Origin of the sequence: Chryseobacterium angstadtii (genome assembly GCF_001045465.1) — a bacterium.
Taxonomy (GTDB): Bacteria; Bacteroidota; Bacteroidia; order Flavobacteriales; family Weeksellaceae; genus Chryseobacterium; species Chryseobacterium angstadtii.
This window is the reverse complement of record NZ_LFND01000005.1, coordinates 72090-87279: the sequence shown is the minus strand read 5'-3', so window position 1 is coordinate 87279 and position 15190 is coordinate 72090. Positions and strand designations below refer to the sequence as shown.

The window sequence follows — 15190 nt, the reverse complement described above, 5'->3', positions numbered from 1 at the left end:
AACTTAAAAAAGGCAGCGACAAGTATGATAAAATTATTTCGAGGAAAAATTATAAAAAAATTACAGCTTCGAAGACCTGAATCCGGTAACAAAGTCAGTACAATTTATCAAAAGGCTCACCACAGGATTTTTCCGAACAAAGCAGTTTCTATCCATCTCTGTTTGCCCCTTCCTTCTCATAAAAAGTTCTAACAAACAGAAAACAATTCAGGCTTGCTAAAAAACCAGAGCTTATTTCAGTGAAGCTTCTTCAGCCTCTTCCATGAGTTTTACATAGTTGGCATAGCGGGAATGCTGAATTTCTCCCGTCTCAAGGGAAGCGAGAACGGCACATTTAGGCTCATTGACGTGAAGACAGTTGTGAAATTTACACTCTTCTCTTTTTTTGAAGATCTCCGGAAAATAATGCTGCACTTCTTCTTTTTCAATGTCAATCATGGCAAATTCACGTACTCCGGGTGTATCAATAACATTTCCGCCAAAATCCCAGAAATACATCTGTGCAAAAGTAGTGGTATGTTTTCCTTTCAGATGGGAATCTGAAATTTCAGACGTTTTTAGGTTCAAACCAGGCTGCAATGCATTAACGAGAGTAGATTTTCCACATCCCGAATGTCCGAAGAATACAGAGGTTTTATCTTTAAGAAGTTCCTGAAGATCCTCAAAGTTCAGTTTGGAATAAGAAGAAATTTCCAACGTATCATACCCTATTTCCTGATACAGGAATTCTATGTCCTTTACAAGTTCTATTTCTTCCTCATTCAGAACATCCATCTTGTTAAATAACAGTAAAGGGGTAATATTATAGGCTTCACAACAGGCTAGAAATCTATCCAGGAATCCCAATGAGGTTTCGGGATGCTTCAGCGTAAAAATAAAGCAGGCCAAATCTATATTGGAAGCAATAATATGGGCTTCTTTGGAAAGGTTGACCGATTTTCTGATGAGATAATTGGTACGCGGCTCTATTTTGGTAATCCAGGCGATATCATCCTGTTCCAACTGAAATTCTACAAAATCTCCTACAGCAAGCGGATTGGTAAGTCTTGTCTTAATAAGTTTGAATTTGCCACGAATCCTGGCTTCGAAAATTGTATTTGTTTCGAGCTCCATGACCTGGTACCAGCTACCTGTAGATTTAATGATTTTGCCTTTCATAGATAATGTGGATGCAAATATAAGGAATTAGGGCTTAGAGTCTAGGATATAGTTGAAAACAAAAATATAATTTTCCCTTAATCCAAACGCTCTAAGCCCTAATATTTATCTTTCTACAAGAATGAATAGGAATAAATTTCTCCTTCTTCAATCCTGTTACTGATTATCTTTCGATCATAATACTGTTCTGTACTTCAATAGATTCTTCGTGAATCGCTTTGAAAACTTTCTCAATAAACTCCTGTGACATTCCGGTTTCTTTTGCTTTTTGCGTTGCGTATTCCGTGATCACTTTCCATCTTTCAGGCTGGAAAATAGCAATGTCATTCTCTTTTTTAAGTTTTCCGATTTTCTCGGAGATCTTCATTCTTTGAGAAAGAAGTTCTATCAATTGAAAATCGAGGTCAGAGATCAGGGTTCTGTGTCGTCCCATTTCATTGTCGAAACCTGCCAATCCGGAATTTCTTACTTTTAAATTTCCGATCAGTTCTGCCAATACTTCAGGCGTAATCTGTTGTGAAGCGTCACTCCAGGCCTCATCAGGATTGCAGTGAGATTCAATAATAGCGCCCTGGTATCCAACGTTCAATGCTTCCTGTGTAATATCTGCAAGACCTGTTCTGTTTCCGCAGATGTGGGAAGGGTCTATCAGCATAGGAATATTTGGGAACTGGCTTTTGAAATCAAGAGCAATCTGCCAGTTTGGGTTATTTCTGTATTTTGTTTTCTGGTAGGTTGAAAATCCTCTGTGAATCACACCCAGGTTTTTAATATCCTGTCCTAAAAGTCTTTCCAAAGCACCGATCCATAGAGCAAGATCCGGGTTTACCGGGTTTTTAACGAAAACAGGCTTATCAGTCCCTCTTAAAGCCATAGCAATTTCCTGAACTGTGAATGGATTTACTGTAGAACGTGCTCCAATCCAAAGGACATCTACATCAGCCTCCAGAGCAGCAAATACGTGGTGTGCATTGGCAACTTCCGTAGCCGTTTTGAATCCGTATTCTTCTTTTACTTTTTTTAGCCAGTTCAGACCGATTACACCTACTCCTTCGAAACCATTCGGCTTTGTACGCGGCTTCCAGATTCCTGCACGGAAAATAGGAACCTGAGCATTGGTTTCCCTTATTCTTCTGGCGGTCTCAAGCATCTGAGCTTCACTTTCCGCGCTGCATGGTCCTGCGATCATTAAAGGCTGCGAAAGCTCATTGATCCACTCATTTTTTACATCTTTTAAATTCATACTTTTAAATTTATTGTTTTTTATTTTTTTTGATTAACAGCAATAGTCCTTTCATTATAAAATTTACTTTATAAATCTTTTCAAAAAATGCCGTTCAAAGTTTTTTAAAGGAATCAGGAAAACAAAAGGACTTTAATTTTCCCGTATTTTTTGGAAAGAAATTCAGTTAGCAGTACCAATAAAATCGATAATACGTTCTGAAATTTCTATAATAGAAAGCAGAAAAACTAAAATAACCGCTAAAGAATTTAGCGGGTGCAAAATGAGACAGATATGGGATCAATAATTTTTCCACTTGGGTCTGAACCTTTTGTTGTTTAGCTTTTTAAATCTGATTTGTTTTTGTCAAAAAAGTATTTTTTGCAAAAATCTTTGACAAAGATATAAAAAAACTTATTCTCACAAAAAAAAATTATGAAAAATACAATAAGTTATGTCAGATCAAACTTCATTAAATCATCAAGATCTTTTAAAAGCGGGTTTTTTTCGATGAATTTTTCGAACATTTTTCTTTTGGTCACTACTTCGATCTTGAGATTATCAAAGTCTCTCTGATAGTCTACTTCAATAGCATGGTTGTGAACTTTTGTTCTAAAGTGATTAAAGAATTCTCCGGCAATTTTGTCGAACTCCACTTTGGCAGAATCTGAAGGATACAGAACTCTAATGATATTCTCTCCGGCCTTTATCAGTTTAAATGCTTTCACTGCATTAAAGATAAAACCATTTCTGGTCTGGAGCTGTTTGAGCATAAGGTTCCATTCCATCTGCAGATCTGTTTCCGTAAAATGGTTTTGGGGAAGGTTTTCTGTTCTTACGGCTACGGTTTCTTCTTTTACTTCTTTCTCTTCTTTATTCAGAAAAGAATTAATGCTGAAACCGGAAGAAGCACCCTGTCTTGATAAAGGTTTTGTAGTTTTTACCGCTGTTTCCTGAAGCGTTTCAGGCTCTGCGGGTTTTTCGGCTGCTATCTCTATTTTCTCAGGAGCTTTTTCAGGAATTTTCACTTCCTGCTTTTCACTGAGAAATGGCGCCAGTATTAAGAACTTTTTTTTTTAGTATCGCCTAAATTGGCTGTCAGGGAAGACAGCTGCATCAGTGCAATTTCTACTGTAAGTCTTGGATTCTTGGAATTCTTATAATTAATATCCGCATGGTTGCAGATCTCTATCCCGTCTATCAGCTGCTGGGCACTCCATTTCTGGCTTTGCTCCATAAACTTCATTTTGGTCTTTTCCCCGACTTCAATAAGCTCTATTGTTCTGTTGTTTTGAGCCATCATCAGGTCTCTGAAGTGATTTCCCAACCCAGCAATAAAGATATGGGGATCGAAGCCTTTTTTTACAATTTCGTTGAAAGCAAACAGGACTTCGGGAATTTTATTTTCTTTGGCCAGATCCACTATATTGAGATACTGATCATAATCCAGAATATTTAATACTTCTGCGGCTTTGGCCAGCGTAATATTTTTTTGGGAAAAAGTAGACAGTCTGTCAAAAATAGAAAGGGCATCTCTTAAAGCACCGTCAGCTTTCTGAGCGATAAGGTACAGGGCATCGTCTTCATACTGGATGCTTTCCTTTTGGGCGATGTTTCTTAAATGTCCCTGAATATCCTCAATGGTAATTCTCTTGAAGTCATAAATCTGGCAACGCGATAAAATGGTGGGTATTATTTTGTGCTTCTCAGTAGTCGCCAAAATAAAAATAGCGTGTGCCGGTGGTTCTTCAAGGGTTTTAAGGAATGCATTGAAGGCAGCAGAAGACAGCATGTGCACCTCATCGATAATGTAAACTTTATATTTACCTACCTGAGGCGCAAAGCGTACCTGATCTATCAGCTCGCGGATATCATCCACAGAATTGTTGGATGCAGCATCCAGCTCATAGATATTATAGGCGAAACCGTCTTCTGAAACTGAGCCGTCCTTTTCGTTGATCTTTCTTGCCAGGATTCTGGCACATGTAGTTTTACCTACACCTCTGGGACCACAGAAAAGCAACGCCTGAGCCAGCTGATTTTCTTCAATGGCGTGTTCCAGCGTATCTGTAATATGAGACTGCCCTACTACAGTGTCAAACTGCTGGGGGCGATATTTTCTTGCAGATACGATAAAATTTTCCATTGGTCAAAAATAAGAAATATAGTTTTAATCTGAAAATTAAAAGTTTTCAAATTATCAACAAAAAATTATTTTCGGTAAAATCGGAAAACTTTTAATCATTATTTTTTAGTGTAAGAAAGATCAATTAATTCAACGATAGCTTCTTCAATTGCTTTTCTTCCTTCATCACTTTTCAGATCAATACCACAGAATTTGCTGGCATTGTACCCTGTATAAAGATTGAGATAATAAGCTCCTGAAACAAGCAATGCCATAATAGCCCTTGTTCTTACTGCCTGGTCACCAAAATAAGGATCGATAATGTTTTCAAACAGAACTTCTCCGGCTTCTTCTCTCTGCTCTACCAATTTTCTAAGGATTGGTTTGCTTTCCGAAAGTTCCCAAAGAATAATTTTCTGCAGTTCTTTGTTTTTCTTAAAGCTTTCGAACTGGTTCAGTACAGCTTTCTTACAAAGTTCTTTTCCTCCGTCGGAAAGATCTACATCTACAGATTCCTGATTCACTCTGCTCCAATAATCCTGAGATCTGATGTATTCATCAATAAGCTTATCTGTACTACCGAAGTATTCATAAATAAGCTTTTTATCGAAACCGGCTACAGCTGCGATTTTACTTACTTTTAATCCTGAATAACCTTTTACTCTAAGGATTTTACCTACTGCGGCGAGCAGTTTCTGTTTGGTTTTTTCTTTATCCCTGATGGGACCTTGCACTACTTTTCTGGGCATAATTTATTATTTTTTTGCAATATGCAATTTTGTATTGATATCTTCAAATATATTTAAAGTTTTATCCAAATGCTCTTTCTCATGTCTGGCTGTTACACTCATCCTGATTCTGGCATCTTTTCTGGAAACGGCAGGATATATAATAGGGTTTGTATAAATGCCGTTTTCCATTAATAATCTTCCTACATCTCCCGTAATATGAGGATCTCCAATCTTTACAGGGACTATGGCAGAGCAGGTAATTCCTGTATCAAGTCCCAGATCATCAAGTCCTTTCTTTAAATAATTGATATTGTTCCAAAGCCTTTCTCTCCAGATCGGCTCTTCATCTATCAGGTCAATAGCTTTAATCACTCCTGCTGATGAAGGGGGCGCTGTGGCGGAAAAAATCTGCTGACGGGACTGGAATTTTAGGAATGTTGCTATTTTTTTATTAGCAATGACATATCCACCAAGATTACCAAAGGTCTTACTGAATGTCCCTGTCATAATGTCCACTTTTTGTAGTAAGTCTGCCTGCTCAAGGGTTCCTCTTCCTGTTTCTCCCAACACTCCGATCCCATGAACATCATCTACCATCAGGAAAGCATTATACTTTTTAACAAGGTCATAGATCTCTCTGGTATGCGAAATATCACCATCTTGGGAATACACTCCATCGATTACAACGAGTTTTGTACGGTACTGATTCTCTGAAGCCTTCAAAATGTGTTCCAAATGTTCCAAATTGTTGTGCTGAAATGTTTTTTTATTGGTAAAAGCACATCCTTCATGAACACTGGCGTGAACTGCCATGTCTAAAATAGCCAGATCCTCTCCTTTCATAAGACATTGCAGCATGGCACTATTCGCGGTATATCCGGTGGTAAAAACAACGGCTTCTTCTCCCTGTCTTCCAAAAAAATCTGCAATTCTGTTTTCCAACCGGTCGTGATAATCAAAATAACCTCCGATAAGCGGCGTGGCTCCCGTACCCGTTCCGTATTTTTCTATTCCCTCAATCGCAGCCTGTTTTACTTTAGGGTGCTGTGTAAATCCAAGATAATCGCTGGATACAAAACTTACGTATTCTCTGCTTTGGTCTTCAATTTTCACATTTAATGTGGCATTGGTCCCTGAAGTATTTCTCAATCTGTAATGTAAGCGTCCGTTGGATTTCATATAGTCCAGAAAGTCGCTGAAAATTTCTGCTCTTTGAAGAATATTGTAATCGGGAATATTCTCAAAGTCCTTGAATGTTGCTGTTGTAAAATCGATACTCATCCTTAATGTTGTTAGTTGTTAATGTTAGTTGTTTGAAGAAACAAATATATGATTATTTGATGCTTGTTAAATCCATCTATTTCATTAAATATTATACATGATATAAGATCTTTCACCTTACGATCTGGCAATCAAATTATTTTAATGATCATGATATTTTGCTGCGTATTTTAACAGTTAATTAGTTTTTAGTGAATTAAATTTAACAAAAAAAAGACAACAATAAATCACTATTTATAAACAAATCATAAAAAAAAGACAACTGTTCTCACAATTGCCTCATTTCTAAAATATTATTTTTCTTTTGTTATTTCGGTTTGTAAAAATTTCCGGCATTTTACAAATTCAAAAGAGTATACAAAAAGTAGACTTAATTTCCGTAAGCGTCATTATTTTTAGTTTTCACTCAGAACTGTAATTTTTTCTGAATTTTCCCGGTGTAGTTCCGGTCATTTTTTTAAAGAATTTGGAAAAATTGGAAGGATCATAAGTGAATATTCTGGCTATTTCAGCAATAGACTGCTCCGAATCAGCAATCATGATTTTGGCTTCATGAATGATTTTCTCATCATAAAAATAGCAGGGATGCTTCCCTTTCTCTTTTTTCACAGTATCTGTAAGGTGTTTATGAGAAACTGCCAGCTGTCCGGCAATTTCATTGAGCTCCATAAATTCCGGCACCGCTCCGGAAAGCACCTCCTGAATATGCTTTTCAAGGAAGGCGAAATACTGCAGGGTAATTTCTTCACTTCTTTTCATTATCATCATTTGTTTATAGTAAAATTTCAATCTATAAAATTAAAGATAAGAATAAAAAAAACATGGTTGACTCTTCGGATTTTCAGCAGGGGTTCAATCTACTGTTCATAAAAACCGTCTTTAAAAGCCTGTACGGAATTCTTTACATTCAGTTTTTCAAGGATATTCTGGCGGTGTCTGCTTACCGTATTGATACTGATGGAAAGAAATCCGGCTATTTCTTTACTGGCATATCCTTCTCCCACATATTTCAGGATCTCCAGCTCTCTTTTAGACAGAATACTCTGATAATCAAGCTTATCTTTTGCAATTACTTCTCCTTTGCAGGTATTGATGATCATAAAATCTGAAATCAGAGGATGCTTCTGATTAAGAGCCATATGATAAAGACACAGGGCAAATCTCAGCTTTCCGTTGTCTGGTGAATAGATGTAGAACATGCGGTGCTTCACCATTCTGTACTCATTATTTTTATCTTTCATCCTGATTTTTGAAAGGACACAGTAATCAGCTCTGGAGTCTGGCTCTATAGAATCCATCAGTTCATAAAACCTTAGCTCATGAATATATTTTTTAAGCCTGTCATCCGGATGTATCTTTTTTATGATCTCCTCTTCCCATATAGAATTGATCTCTGCAGGATTTTCCTCAGTTCTGAGTCCCAGCTCGAGAGCCGTCTTGGATTTGTAAACATAACTTTTATCGGCCTGCATATCACTCAGGACGGATATGGCGCCTTCCATTTGAGCATACATCAATGCAGCCTGCTTGTAAATCTCTATGTCAAGCTTACATCTGTCTGCCATTTTGTCCAGAAGCCGGCTGTTCAGTTTTTCTATGATGTTCATAAATGGTTATTTATCAGTATTGGCAGAAATGGGGTTTCGCAATACTTTTGCTAAAATAATAATTTACGTCCAGCTAAACAGAATGAAAAAATTGGTTTTAAGTTTCTGTATCTTTTCATTGATGCAGCATACCTTTGCCCAGACACTGGAAAAGATGAACTGGTTCAATGAACCCGAAAAATGGGAGATTAAAAACAACAGTTTATCTATGTTTGTTACTCCTCAAAGCGATTACTGGAGAATTTCCCATTACGGTTTCACGGTAGATGATGCTCCTTTCTATTATACGACTTACGGAGGCGAGTTTGAGGCAAAAGTGAAGATTACCGGAAATTATAAAGCCCGGTTTGATCAGATGGGACTCATGTTAAGAATTGATAAAGAAAATTATATCAAAGCAGGAATCGAATTTGTAGACGGAAAATACAACCTGAGCACCGTTGTTACCCACGGAACAAGTGACTGGAGTGTGGTTTCATTAGACAAAATTCCTGATTCGGTCTGGATAAAAGCAGTCAGGCGGCTTGATGCAGTGGAAGTCTTCTACTCTTTTGATGACAAAACCTATACGATGATGCGTAATGCTCATCTTCAGGATAACACGCCCATAATGATAGGCTTAATGGCCGCTTGTCCGGACGGAAAAGGATTTACTGCCGTTTTTGAGAATTTCAAAGTAAAGCATCTCCCCGATCAGCGCAGGCTTCAATGGCTCAAAAACAACCAATAACGATTGAATTTTCATTCAATATACAGTCAATTTTTATTCGCCTCCCTTTTTGGGGAGGTTTTTAATTTACTCTGAGTTCCTGGTAAAGTTCTTTTAATAGGTTCGGGCACTTGAAGTGTAAGGTGGAAGCTAGCCATGTCAAGGTTTTGAACCTTGACATGGCTATTAAGCGGATATTCATTGTTTCCTGATTAATAAAAAAATCCGGAGTACTTATAAAAGTGTTCCGGACCTGGTTAGAATATAAAAAAAAGCATGTATAATGAGTCATATTGAAGGGATCCTGTTCTGCCAGCCAGATATCTTCATCGATAAAAGGCCGAAATTCTATGAGGGAACAAGTCATTCAGCGCTTACATCTGTGCTTTCAGAATTCATTAGACCGGCCTGTTAATTCAAAAGAATCCGGGATCAGCTTTCCTGAAGCAGTCAATCAAAATTAAAATTCTTCAAAATGATAAGGAAACAAAATCCGTAGAATAATATGTCACCTCCTGTAGAAATTTAACTACACCTATTTCTGCCTGTGGCTTATTCCTTCGGATAAAATTCATATCAAATATTCTATATTATGATAATTTATGCGTACAAAATCACTAATTTTACAGCCTACACCAAAGTTGTTTAATTACAAGGCACAAAACATAGAAATATTTAATGAAAAAAAATTGTATTCAGTTATTCCCAACCCTTAAAAAAACTTCGACTTGTACAATGACTATTATTAATACATTTTCGCCCTGATCAAGCGGAAAACATAGATCATTTATGCATTTATGAAGGCAAGGACCTTGTTTTTTGTAATATTGTTTTCGAGTATTTACGGACAGTGTCATACTTTCACAGTACGTAATCATGGCAAGGGACTTTCGCAAAACATTGCTAAGACCACTGCTAAGAATGGTCGTGGGCTATTCCGGACCTCTATCAACACACTAATATCAAAATACAGCAGAATCCTTCAAAATACCATTGAAAATAACCAAAAACTAATTAAAATAACCATCAATGCGGGAATAAGAAAAATTGCAGAAAGAAAAGCCGGCATCCCCCGCCGCTTGTATTGTCTGGAGTTTGAAAATCCCTGTTCCGGAGGAAAAGAATTCAGGCTGAGTACGATTATAGGGGCTTTAAAAAAGCATCCATTAAATAATCCAGTCCTCAATTTCCCTCATGAACTATCTCTTATTAAAGTCAATTTTTATGAATGAAAAAATCTTAATTGCTGATGATCGCTATGTAGTGAGGGCAGGAACTGCTTTAGTGCTGGAATCTGCCTATCCTGATTTAAAAATAGATTTTGCAGAAAACTATGAGCAGGTACAGCAACATCTGCATACCCAACATTACGATCTGCTTCTCCTGGATATTGATATGCCGGGAACCCAGTATAAAAAAATGATCTCTGAACTTAAAAGTATACAGGAAAGTTTAAAAATCCTTGTATTTTCAGGGTATGATAAAAATGTAGCCATACAATACATCCGTGAAGGAGCTGAAGGCTACCTCAGCAAACAGAGCAGTGAAGAGGAGATCCAGGAAGCGGTAAAATCGGTCATCGAAAAAGGATACTATTATCCCGGTGAACTGATTGGGCTTATCATTCAGAATAAAAAAAGCAATCCTTCTGAAAAACTGTCTTCCCGAGAATACGAAATTTTCAAACTTCTTGCCAACGGAAGCGGAAATCTGGAAATCGGAAACAAACTGGATATCCAGATGTCTACCGTAAGCACTTATAAAAAAAGAATTTTCAAAAAACTGAACATCAGCAATATTGCCGAACTGATTAAAGTGCACGAAATGATGCATTAAAGGATGGTGCATTTACAGCACCCCTTCTTAATACTGAGACCGGAATATGGAGTTATAGTATCCGGTCTCTATCCAAAAGAAAATAATTATCTTATCATCGGTTTTGCCAATATACCCAATTGAGTAAAGCGTTTTCAGAATTGAGAAAATATCCTGAACTTTGCAGAACTTTTAGTGTCTATAAAAGTCACAGCCTTTCTAAATGTAAAAAGAATCATGGATCTATCTGAAAAAGCGGAAAAAGGAAGCCGGCGTTTCCGGTATATAAAGTTTTGTATCTTTTTTTCGGGGCTTTCCGTATTTGCACAGCTTTATCTTTTTCAGCCCATGCTGCCTACAGTTGCCGAATATTTCAGGACTACTGCCGGAGACAGCTCGCTGCTTGTTTCTTCTTCCACCATTGGTATGGCAATAGGACTGCTGTTTTTCGCTTTTAAAGCAGACAGTTATTCAAGAAAAAAACTGATGACTTTTTCGCTGATATCCTCTGCCATCCTTACCATTATTTCAGCATGGATGCCCAGCCTCAGTATGCTTATTGCGGTAGGAGTCATTAAAGGTTTTGTGGTATCCGGTGTTTCTTCCGTTGCTTTGGCTTATCTCACAGAAGAAGTACATATTTCTGTAGTTGCCCTGGCCATCAGTATGTATCTGAGCGGAAATACCATTGGCGGAATGAGCGGAAGAATATTCGCTACCCTTCTTTCCGGAGAATTCGGCTGGCGGAATGCCGTTCTGATTATAGGAATAGAAAGCCTTGTTCTGGGCCTCGTTTTCTGGAAGCTTTTCCCGGAGTCCAGGTTCTTTAATCCGCAGGAAACTGACTATTCTCTCAAAGTAAAACAGATGAGAAGGTTTTTTACAGATCCTTATATGCTCCGTTTATACTGTATGGCTGCTCTTCTCATGGGCGCTTTTGTGAGTGTATATAATTATCTTACCTTCAGACTGGAAGACCCGCCTTTCTCTCTCAGCCATTTTGTGATTGCCTTTATCTTTTTAATGTATACTTTCGGGGTTTTCGGGACTATGATTACGAGTAGGCTTTCCAAAAGGTTCAGCCATTCACGTATTCTGAAAGGTTCGGTTATCTTTATGTTTTGTGGAGCTTCTCTCCTGCTTTCGGAAAATATCTATGTTGTAATTTTTGGTCTGGGGCTCTTTACACTGGCTTTTTTTGCGGCTCACACGATGGCCAGCCAAATGACAGCATTACGGGCAAAGCATGGAAAATCTTCAGCCACTTCTATTTACTGGCTTTTTTATTATTTCGGATCCAGTATTCTGGGAAGCGGTACCGGCTATATCCTTCATGCATTTTCCTGGACCGTTTTTATCTCAATCATTCTATTTTCCATCGGGATTTCACTTATTCTGGCCTTAAAAAACAGAGACTCGGCAACGGTTAAGAATCTTTAACCACTTTTATCTACCACATAGGTACCTCATTTATTTTTCACCATCCGGTTATTTTTAGGCTAAAACTGTATTATTTTAACATATAATTAATTATTTATAGAAAAAATTAACAAAACATTCAAAATCACGAGGCTTTTACTGTAATGCTGGGCATAATATTTGCAATTCATCTTCTACTACACACCTTTCTAAACTCACAGTATTATGAACGCAGCAGATCTTAAAATTAAAAACCTAGTTGAATACAAAAACCAAACTTACACGATCTCTGAAATATTTCACGGCAGAAACCATGATTATTTTGTGAAAATTGAGAATGATATCCAAAGTATTTCAGTTCCGGCAGACGCTATCAAACCCATTCAGATAACGGAAGAATGGCTTGAAAAATTCGGTTTTCTACGAACGTACAGTTCTGAACAGAGAATCCGATATGAAAGGCCGGAAGCGTTTATTAAATATGATATTGATTTAAGTTCAAAAAAAATTCTGGAAGGTTTGAAAATATCTGGAAACTCTATTAAATGCAGATACATTCACGAGTTTCAGAATATATTTTCGTGTCTTTTTGGAAAAGAGCCCGCCACATCCGGTTTCGGACTGATGAAAGCTGAATCTTAATATCCTGTTTATTATTTTATATAGAGAAGCCGCTGCATTTCCTGCCGCGGCTTCGTTTTGTATAATAGCCTTTTATCTGTTTATTGTACAATGAAAAAGGAAAATGGATTTCTTTATGCCGCATGCTGCTCCAAACGTTTCTGAAGTCGCTTCTTCTTAGTATTTTCCCGTTGTTCTTTGCGAAAATCCCACGGCGATACCGCTTTCTTATCCTGCCACAAACCGAGCTTTTTAGTTTTTGCCTTATTTTGCATCACTCCAAGATCAGCATCTTTGGAATACGCATAATACCACCAGCCGTAGCCGGCTTTTATAATTTCTGCGGAAAGGTATTTTCCGTTGTCATAATATACTTTAGCCACCGAGCGGCCATAGCGGTCTTTTTTTGTTTCCGTAAATAAGATCTGTTTCGCAAAAACCTGATCTGATGTGAATTTTTTGGCATTTTTTCCGAACGGCTGCCGGTTTTCAGGACAGTCTACCTCCGCCAGACGGAGCTTCTTCTGTACATTTCCGCTTAATAAAACCGTGATCGTGTCTCCATCTGAAATCCCAACTACTTTTGCCTTTGTCTGTGAGAACAATGAAAGGGGAAAGCATAACCATGCATATAGAAATATTCTCATGGCGCGAAAATAGGTATTTATTTCGAAAACCCTCTGCCAGAAAGGAATTTTTATTCACCCTTCATTTTATTTTTATCTGAATACAGAATAAAAAAGCATTAATTTTCAACCGGATTAGAGAACTTAGGCTGATTGTTGTATAAATTCCAGTCTGAATGCTTTAGGGCTCTTTCCCCGCTGGGCTTTAAAGAATTTATTAAGATGGCTTTCATCTGTAAATCCTAATTCATCTGCAATTTCAGTAATCCTTCTGTCGCTGTGTTTAAGACGGTGTTCTATTAAAGTCGTTTTATAGTTATTGATATACGACTGAAGCGTTTCCCCGCTGTGTTTTTTGAAATATTTCCCCAGATAATTTTCTGAAAACCCAAATGCTTTACTGATATTTTCCGTCCGGATCATTTCCGGCTCATAAATATTACTTTGTATGTAATTCAGAATGTTGATGATACGCGATTCGGAGGTTTCATCTATTTTTTGAGGCAGGTATTTGGCTATATTTCTGGCCACAACCACAATGAGCGTATTGACCAGCTGTGCCGTAATATCACTGTGATAGACATCTTTGTTCACCGCTTCCCTGATTAATGCCTCCACAATAGGACGAATAAGTGTTTTATCACTTTGATTTTTTAAAATACAGCCCGGTTTATGATTCGCATTTTCCATAATAAATTCCAGACGCTGGATATTATCTTTCGAAATACTGCTGTCCTTTAAATAAATATTGCTGAACTGTAAAAAAAAGAATCTTGTGGTACTGTCTATCCAAAACTGGCTGCAGTCTTGAGGAGTCAGAAGAAACATATGATTGTTGGAATAATCAAAGCTGTGTTTATTGATGCAATGGCGGCCGGTACCCGATAAAATAAAGACAAGCTCAAAAAAATTCTTCCGGCTCTCTTTCTCCGGAAATACATCCAAAGTTTCAAAGTGGATACTGTAAGGCTGGTATAGTACATCCCGGTTCATATCTGTTGTTTTTATATGAGCAAAAATATACAAAAACATAGAAACAATATACCAATAACTTGCTAAAAATCAGTATAATTTTGCTTTATCAAATTCTGATTTATGAAAAAAGCAATATTCAGTTTAAAAATAACAGCGCTCCTTTCTGCCTCACTGCATGCCCAGCAAACTGAAGATAAAATCTACCACTACTCTTCTATGGATGCTCTGAGAAACGGGGTTTATACAGGCGATATTACAGTAAAAGAGCTGAAAGAAAAAAGTGACTTTGGATTGGGAACCTATAATTTTCTGGACGGGGAACTGATTCAGCTGGATGGTCAACTATTCCGCGTGGCTACAGACGGATCGGTAGAAACAGCTTCTGAAAAAAGACAGGTTCCTTTCGGTTCATTTACCTTTTTCAGGAAAGATCAATCCATTATGGCAGAACAGATAAAAACCGTGGCAGAATTACAACAGAAACTTGTACATCTTCTGCCATCCCGAAACCGTTTCTACGCCATAAAAATAGAAGCCGGATTCGAAAATCTAACCTTAGGCGGAGCCGTAAAAGTGAGTGAAAAGGATACCACCGGAATTGCCACTTTTATGAAAACAAGGCCACAATATAAAAAGCAAAATATCAGAGGAACTCTTGTCGGTTTTTATAGTCCACCTTATGTAGGCGGTCTGGATCTTTCTCCATTTCATTTTCATTTTATCTCGGATGATAAAACGGCAGGAGGACATTTGATAGACGGTACTTTCTCCGATACAAAAATAACCATACAGCTTGATGAAAAAAGCAACTATGAAGTAATACTGCCTCACACGAACAACGAAGGCTACCAGCGAAACTGGAAGACTTCCGAAGCTAAAGCACAATATTAAATTAATTCAA

General features: G+C 37.5%; 16 protein-coding genes. 6 read left to right on the top strand and 10 right to left on the bottom strand.

Features of this window, described 5'->3' with window-relative positions:
- Nucleotides 1-231: 231 nt before the first annotated feature.
- From rsgA to ACM46_RS15285, 8 genes are all read right to left on the bottom strand, one after another.
- On the bottom strand, nt 232-1158 hold the full coding sequence (gene rsgA / locus ACM46_RS15320; protein ID WP_048507563.1) for a ribosome small subunit-dependent GTPase A: 927 nt from the start codon (nt 1156-1158) through the stop codon (nt 232-234).
- A 163-nt stretch (nt 1159-1321) separates the two neighbouring features.
- On the bottom strand, nt 1322-2401 hold the full coding sequence (locus ACM46_RS15315; protein ID WP_048507562.1) for a chorismate mutase: 1080 nt from the start codon (nt 2399-2401) through the stop codon (nt 1322-1324).
- A gap of 431 nt (nt 2402-2832) precedes the next feature.
- Nucleotides 2833-3408 carry a hypothetical protein gene (locus ACM46_RS23700; RefSeq protein WP_241486029.1) on the bottom strand — a complete coding sequence of 192 codons (576 nt, stop codon included), beginning with the start codon at nt 3406-3408 and terminating at the stop codon, nt 2833-2835.
- Between the two features lie 32 nt (nt 3409-3440).
- Complete coding sequence (dnaX, locus tag ACM46_RS15305; protein ID WP_048507561.1) at nt 3441-4526, bottom strand: DNA polymerase III subunit gamma/tau; 1086 nt, start codon at nt 4524-4526, stop codon at nt 3441-3443.
- A 98-nt stretch (nt 4527-4624) separates the two neighbouring features.
- A complete protein-coding gene (locus tag ACM46_RS15300) occupies nt 4625-5254 on the bottom strand; it encodes a TetR/AcrR family transcriptional regulator (RefSeq protein ID WP_048507560.1) in 630 nt (209 codons plus the stop codon).
- Nucleotides 5255-5260: 6 nt separating this feature from the next.
- Complete coding sequence (locus ACM46_RS15295) at nt 5261-6517, bottom strand: aminotransferase class I/II-fold pyridoxal phosphate-dependent enzyme (RefSeq protein WP_048507559.1); 1257 nt, start codon at nt 6515-6517, stop codon at nt 5261-5263.
- 402 nt (nt 6518-6919) lie between these two features.
- A complete protein-coding gene (locus ACM46_RS15290; protein ID WP_048507558.1) occupies nt 6920-7282 on the bottom strand; it encodes a helix-turn-helix domain-containing protein in 363 nt (120 codons plus the stop codon).
- Between the two features lie 92 nt (nt 7283-7374).
- Nucleotides 7375-8124, bottom strand: coding sequence for a response regulator transcription factor (locus tag ACM46_RS15285; protein WP_048507557.1), 750 nt, complete (start codon nt 8122-8124; stop codon nt 7375-7377).
- A gap of 82 nt (nt 8125-8206) precedes the next feature.
- On the opposite strand from ACM46_RS15285, the gene ACM46_RS15280 reads away from it, so the two are divergent.
- The 5 genes from ACM46_RS15280 to ACM46_RS15260 all read left to right on the top strand — a co-directional run bounded on the left by ACM46_RS15280 (nt 8207) and on the right by ACM46_RS15260 (nt 12709).
- A complete protein-coding gene (locus tag ACM46_RS15280) occupies nt 8207-8854 on the top strand; it encodes a DUF1349 domain-containing protein (protein WP_048507821.1) in 648 nt (215 codons plus the stop codon).
- Nucleotides 8855-9630: 776 nt separating this feature from the next.
- Complete coding sequence (locus ACM46_RS15275) at nt 9631-10065, top strand: hypothetical protein (RefSeq protein ID WP_048507556.1); 435 nt, start codon at nt 9631-9633, stop codon at nt 10063-10065.
- Entirely contained in the window at nt 10058-10669 is a 612-nt protein-coding gene (locus ACM46_RS15270) for a response regulator transcription factor (RefSeq protein WP_048507555.1), read from the top strand. Before ACM46_RS15275 ends, ACM46_RS15270 begins: the two co-directional genes overlap by 8 nt.
- Nucleotides 10670-10885: 216 nt before the next feature.
- The gene (locus ACM46_RS15265; protein ID WP_048507820.1) at nt 10886-12088 is read left to right on the top strand and encodes an MFS transporter; all 1203 of its coding nucleotides are present in this window, start codon (nt 10886-10888) and stop codon (nt 12086-12088) included.
- A 204-nt stretch (nt 12089-12292) separates the two neighbouring features.
- A complete protein-coding gene (locus ACM46_RS15260) occupies nt 12293-12709 on the top strand; it encodes a hypothetical protein (RefSeq protein WP_048507554.1) in 417 nt (138 codons plus the stop codon).
- Between the two features lie 113 nt (nt 12710-12822).
- On the opposite strand, the gene ACM46_RS15255 is transcribed toward ACM46_RS15260, so the two are convergent.
- Nucleotides 12823-13335, bottom strand: coding sequence for a thermonuclease family protein (locus ACM46_RS15255; protein ID WP_048507553.1), 513 nt, complete (start codon nt 13333-13335; stop codon nt 12823-12825).
- A gap of 123 nt (nt 13336-13458) precedes the next feature.
- Complete coding sequence (locus tag ACM46_RS15250; protein ID WP_048507819.1) at nt 13459-14307, bottom strand: AraC family transcriptional regulator; 849 nt, start codon at nt 14305-14307, stop codon at nt 13459-13461.
- A 102-nt stretch (nt 14308-14409) separates the two neighbouring features.
- On the opposite strand from ACM46_RS15250, the gene budA reads away from it, so the two are divergent.
- Nucleotides 14410-15180: an acetolactate decarboxylase gene (budA, locus tag ACM46_RS15245; protein ID WP_048507552.1), complete on the top strand. Its 771-nt coding sequence runs from the start codon at nt 14410-14412 to the stop codon at nt 15178-15180.
- Nucleotides 15181-15190: the final 10 nt, after the last annotated feature.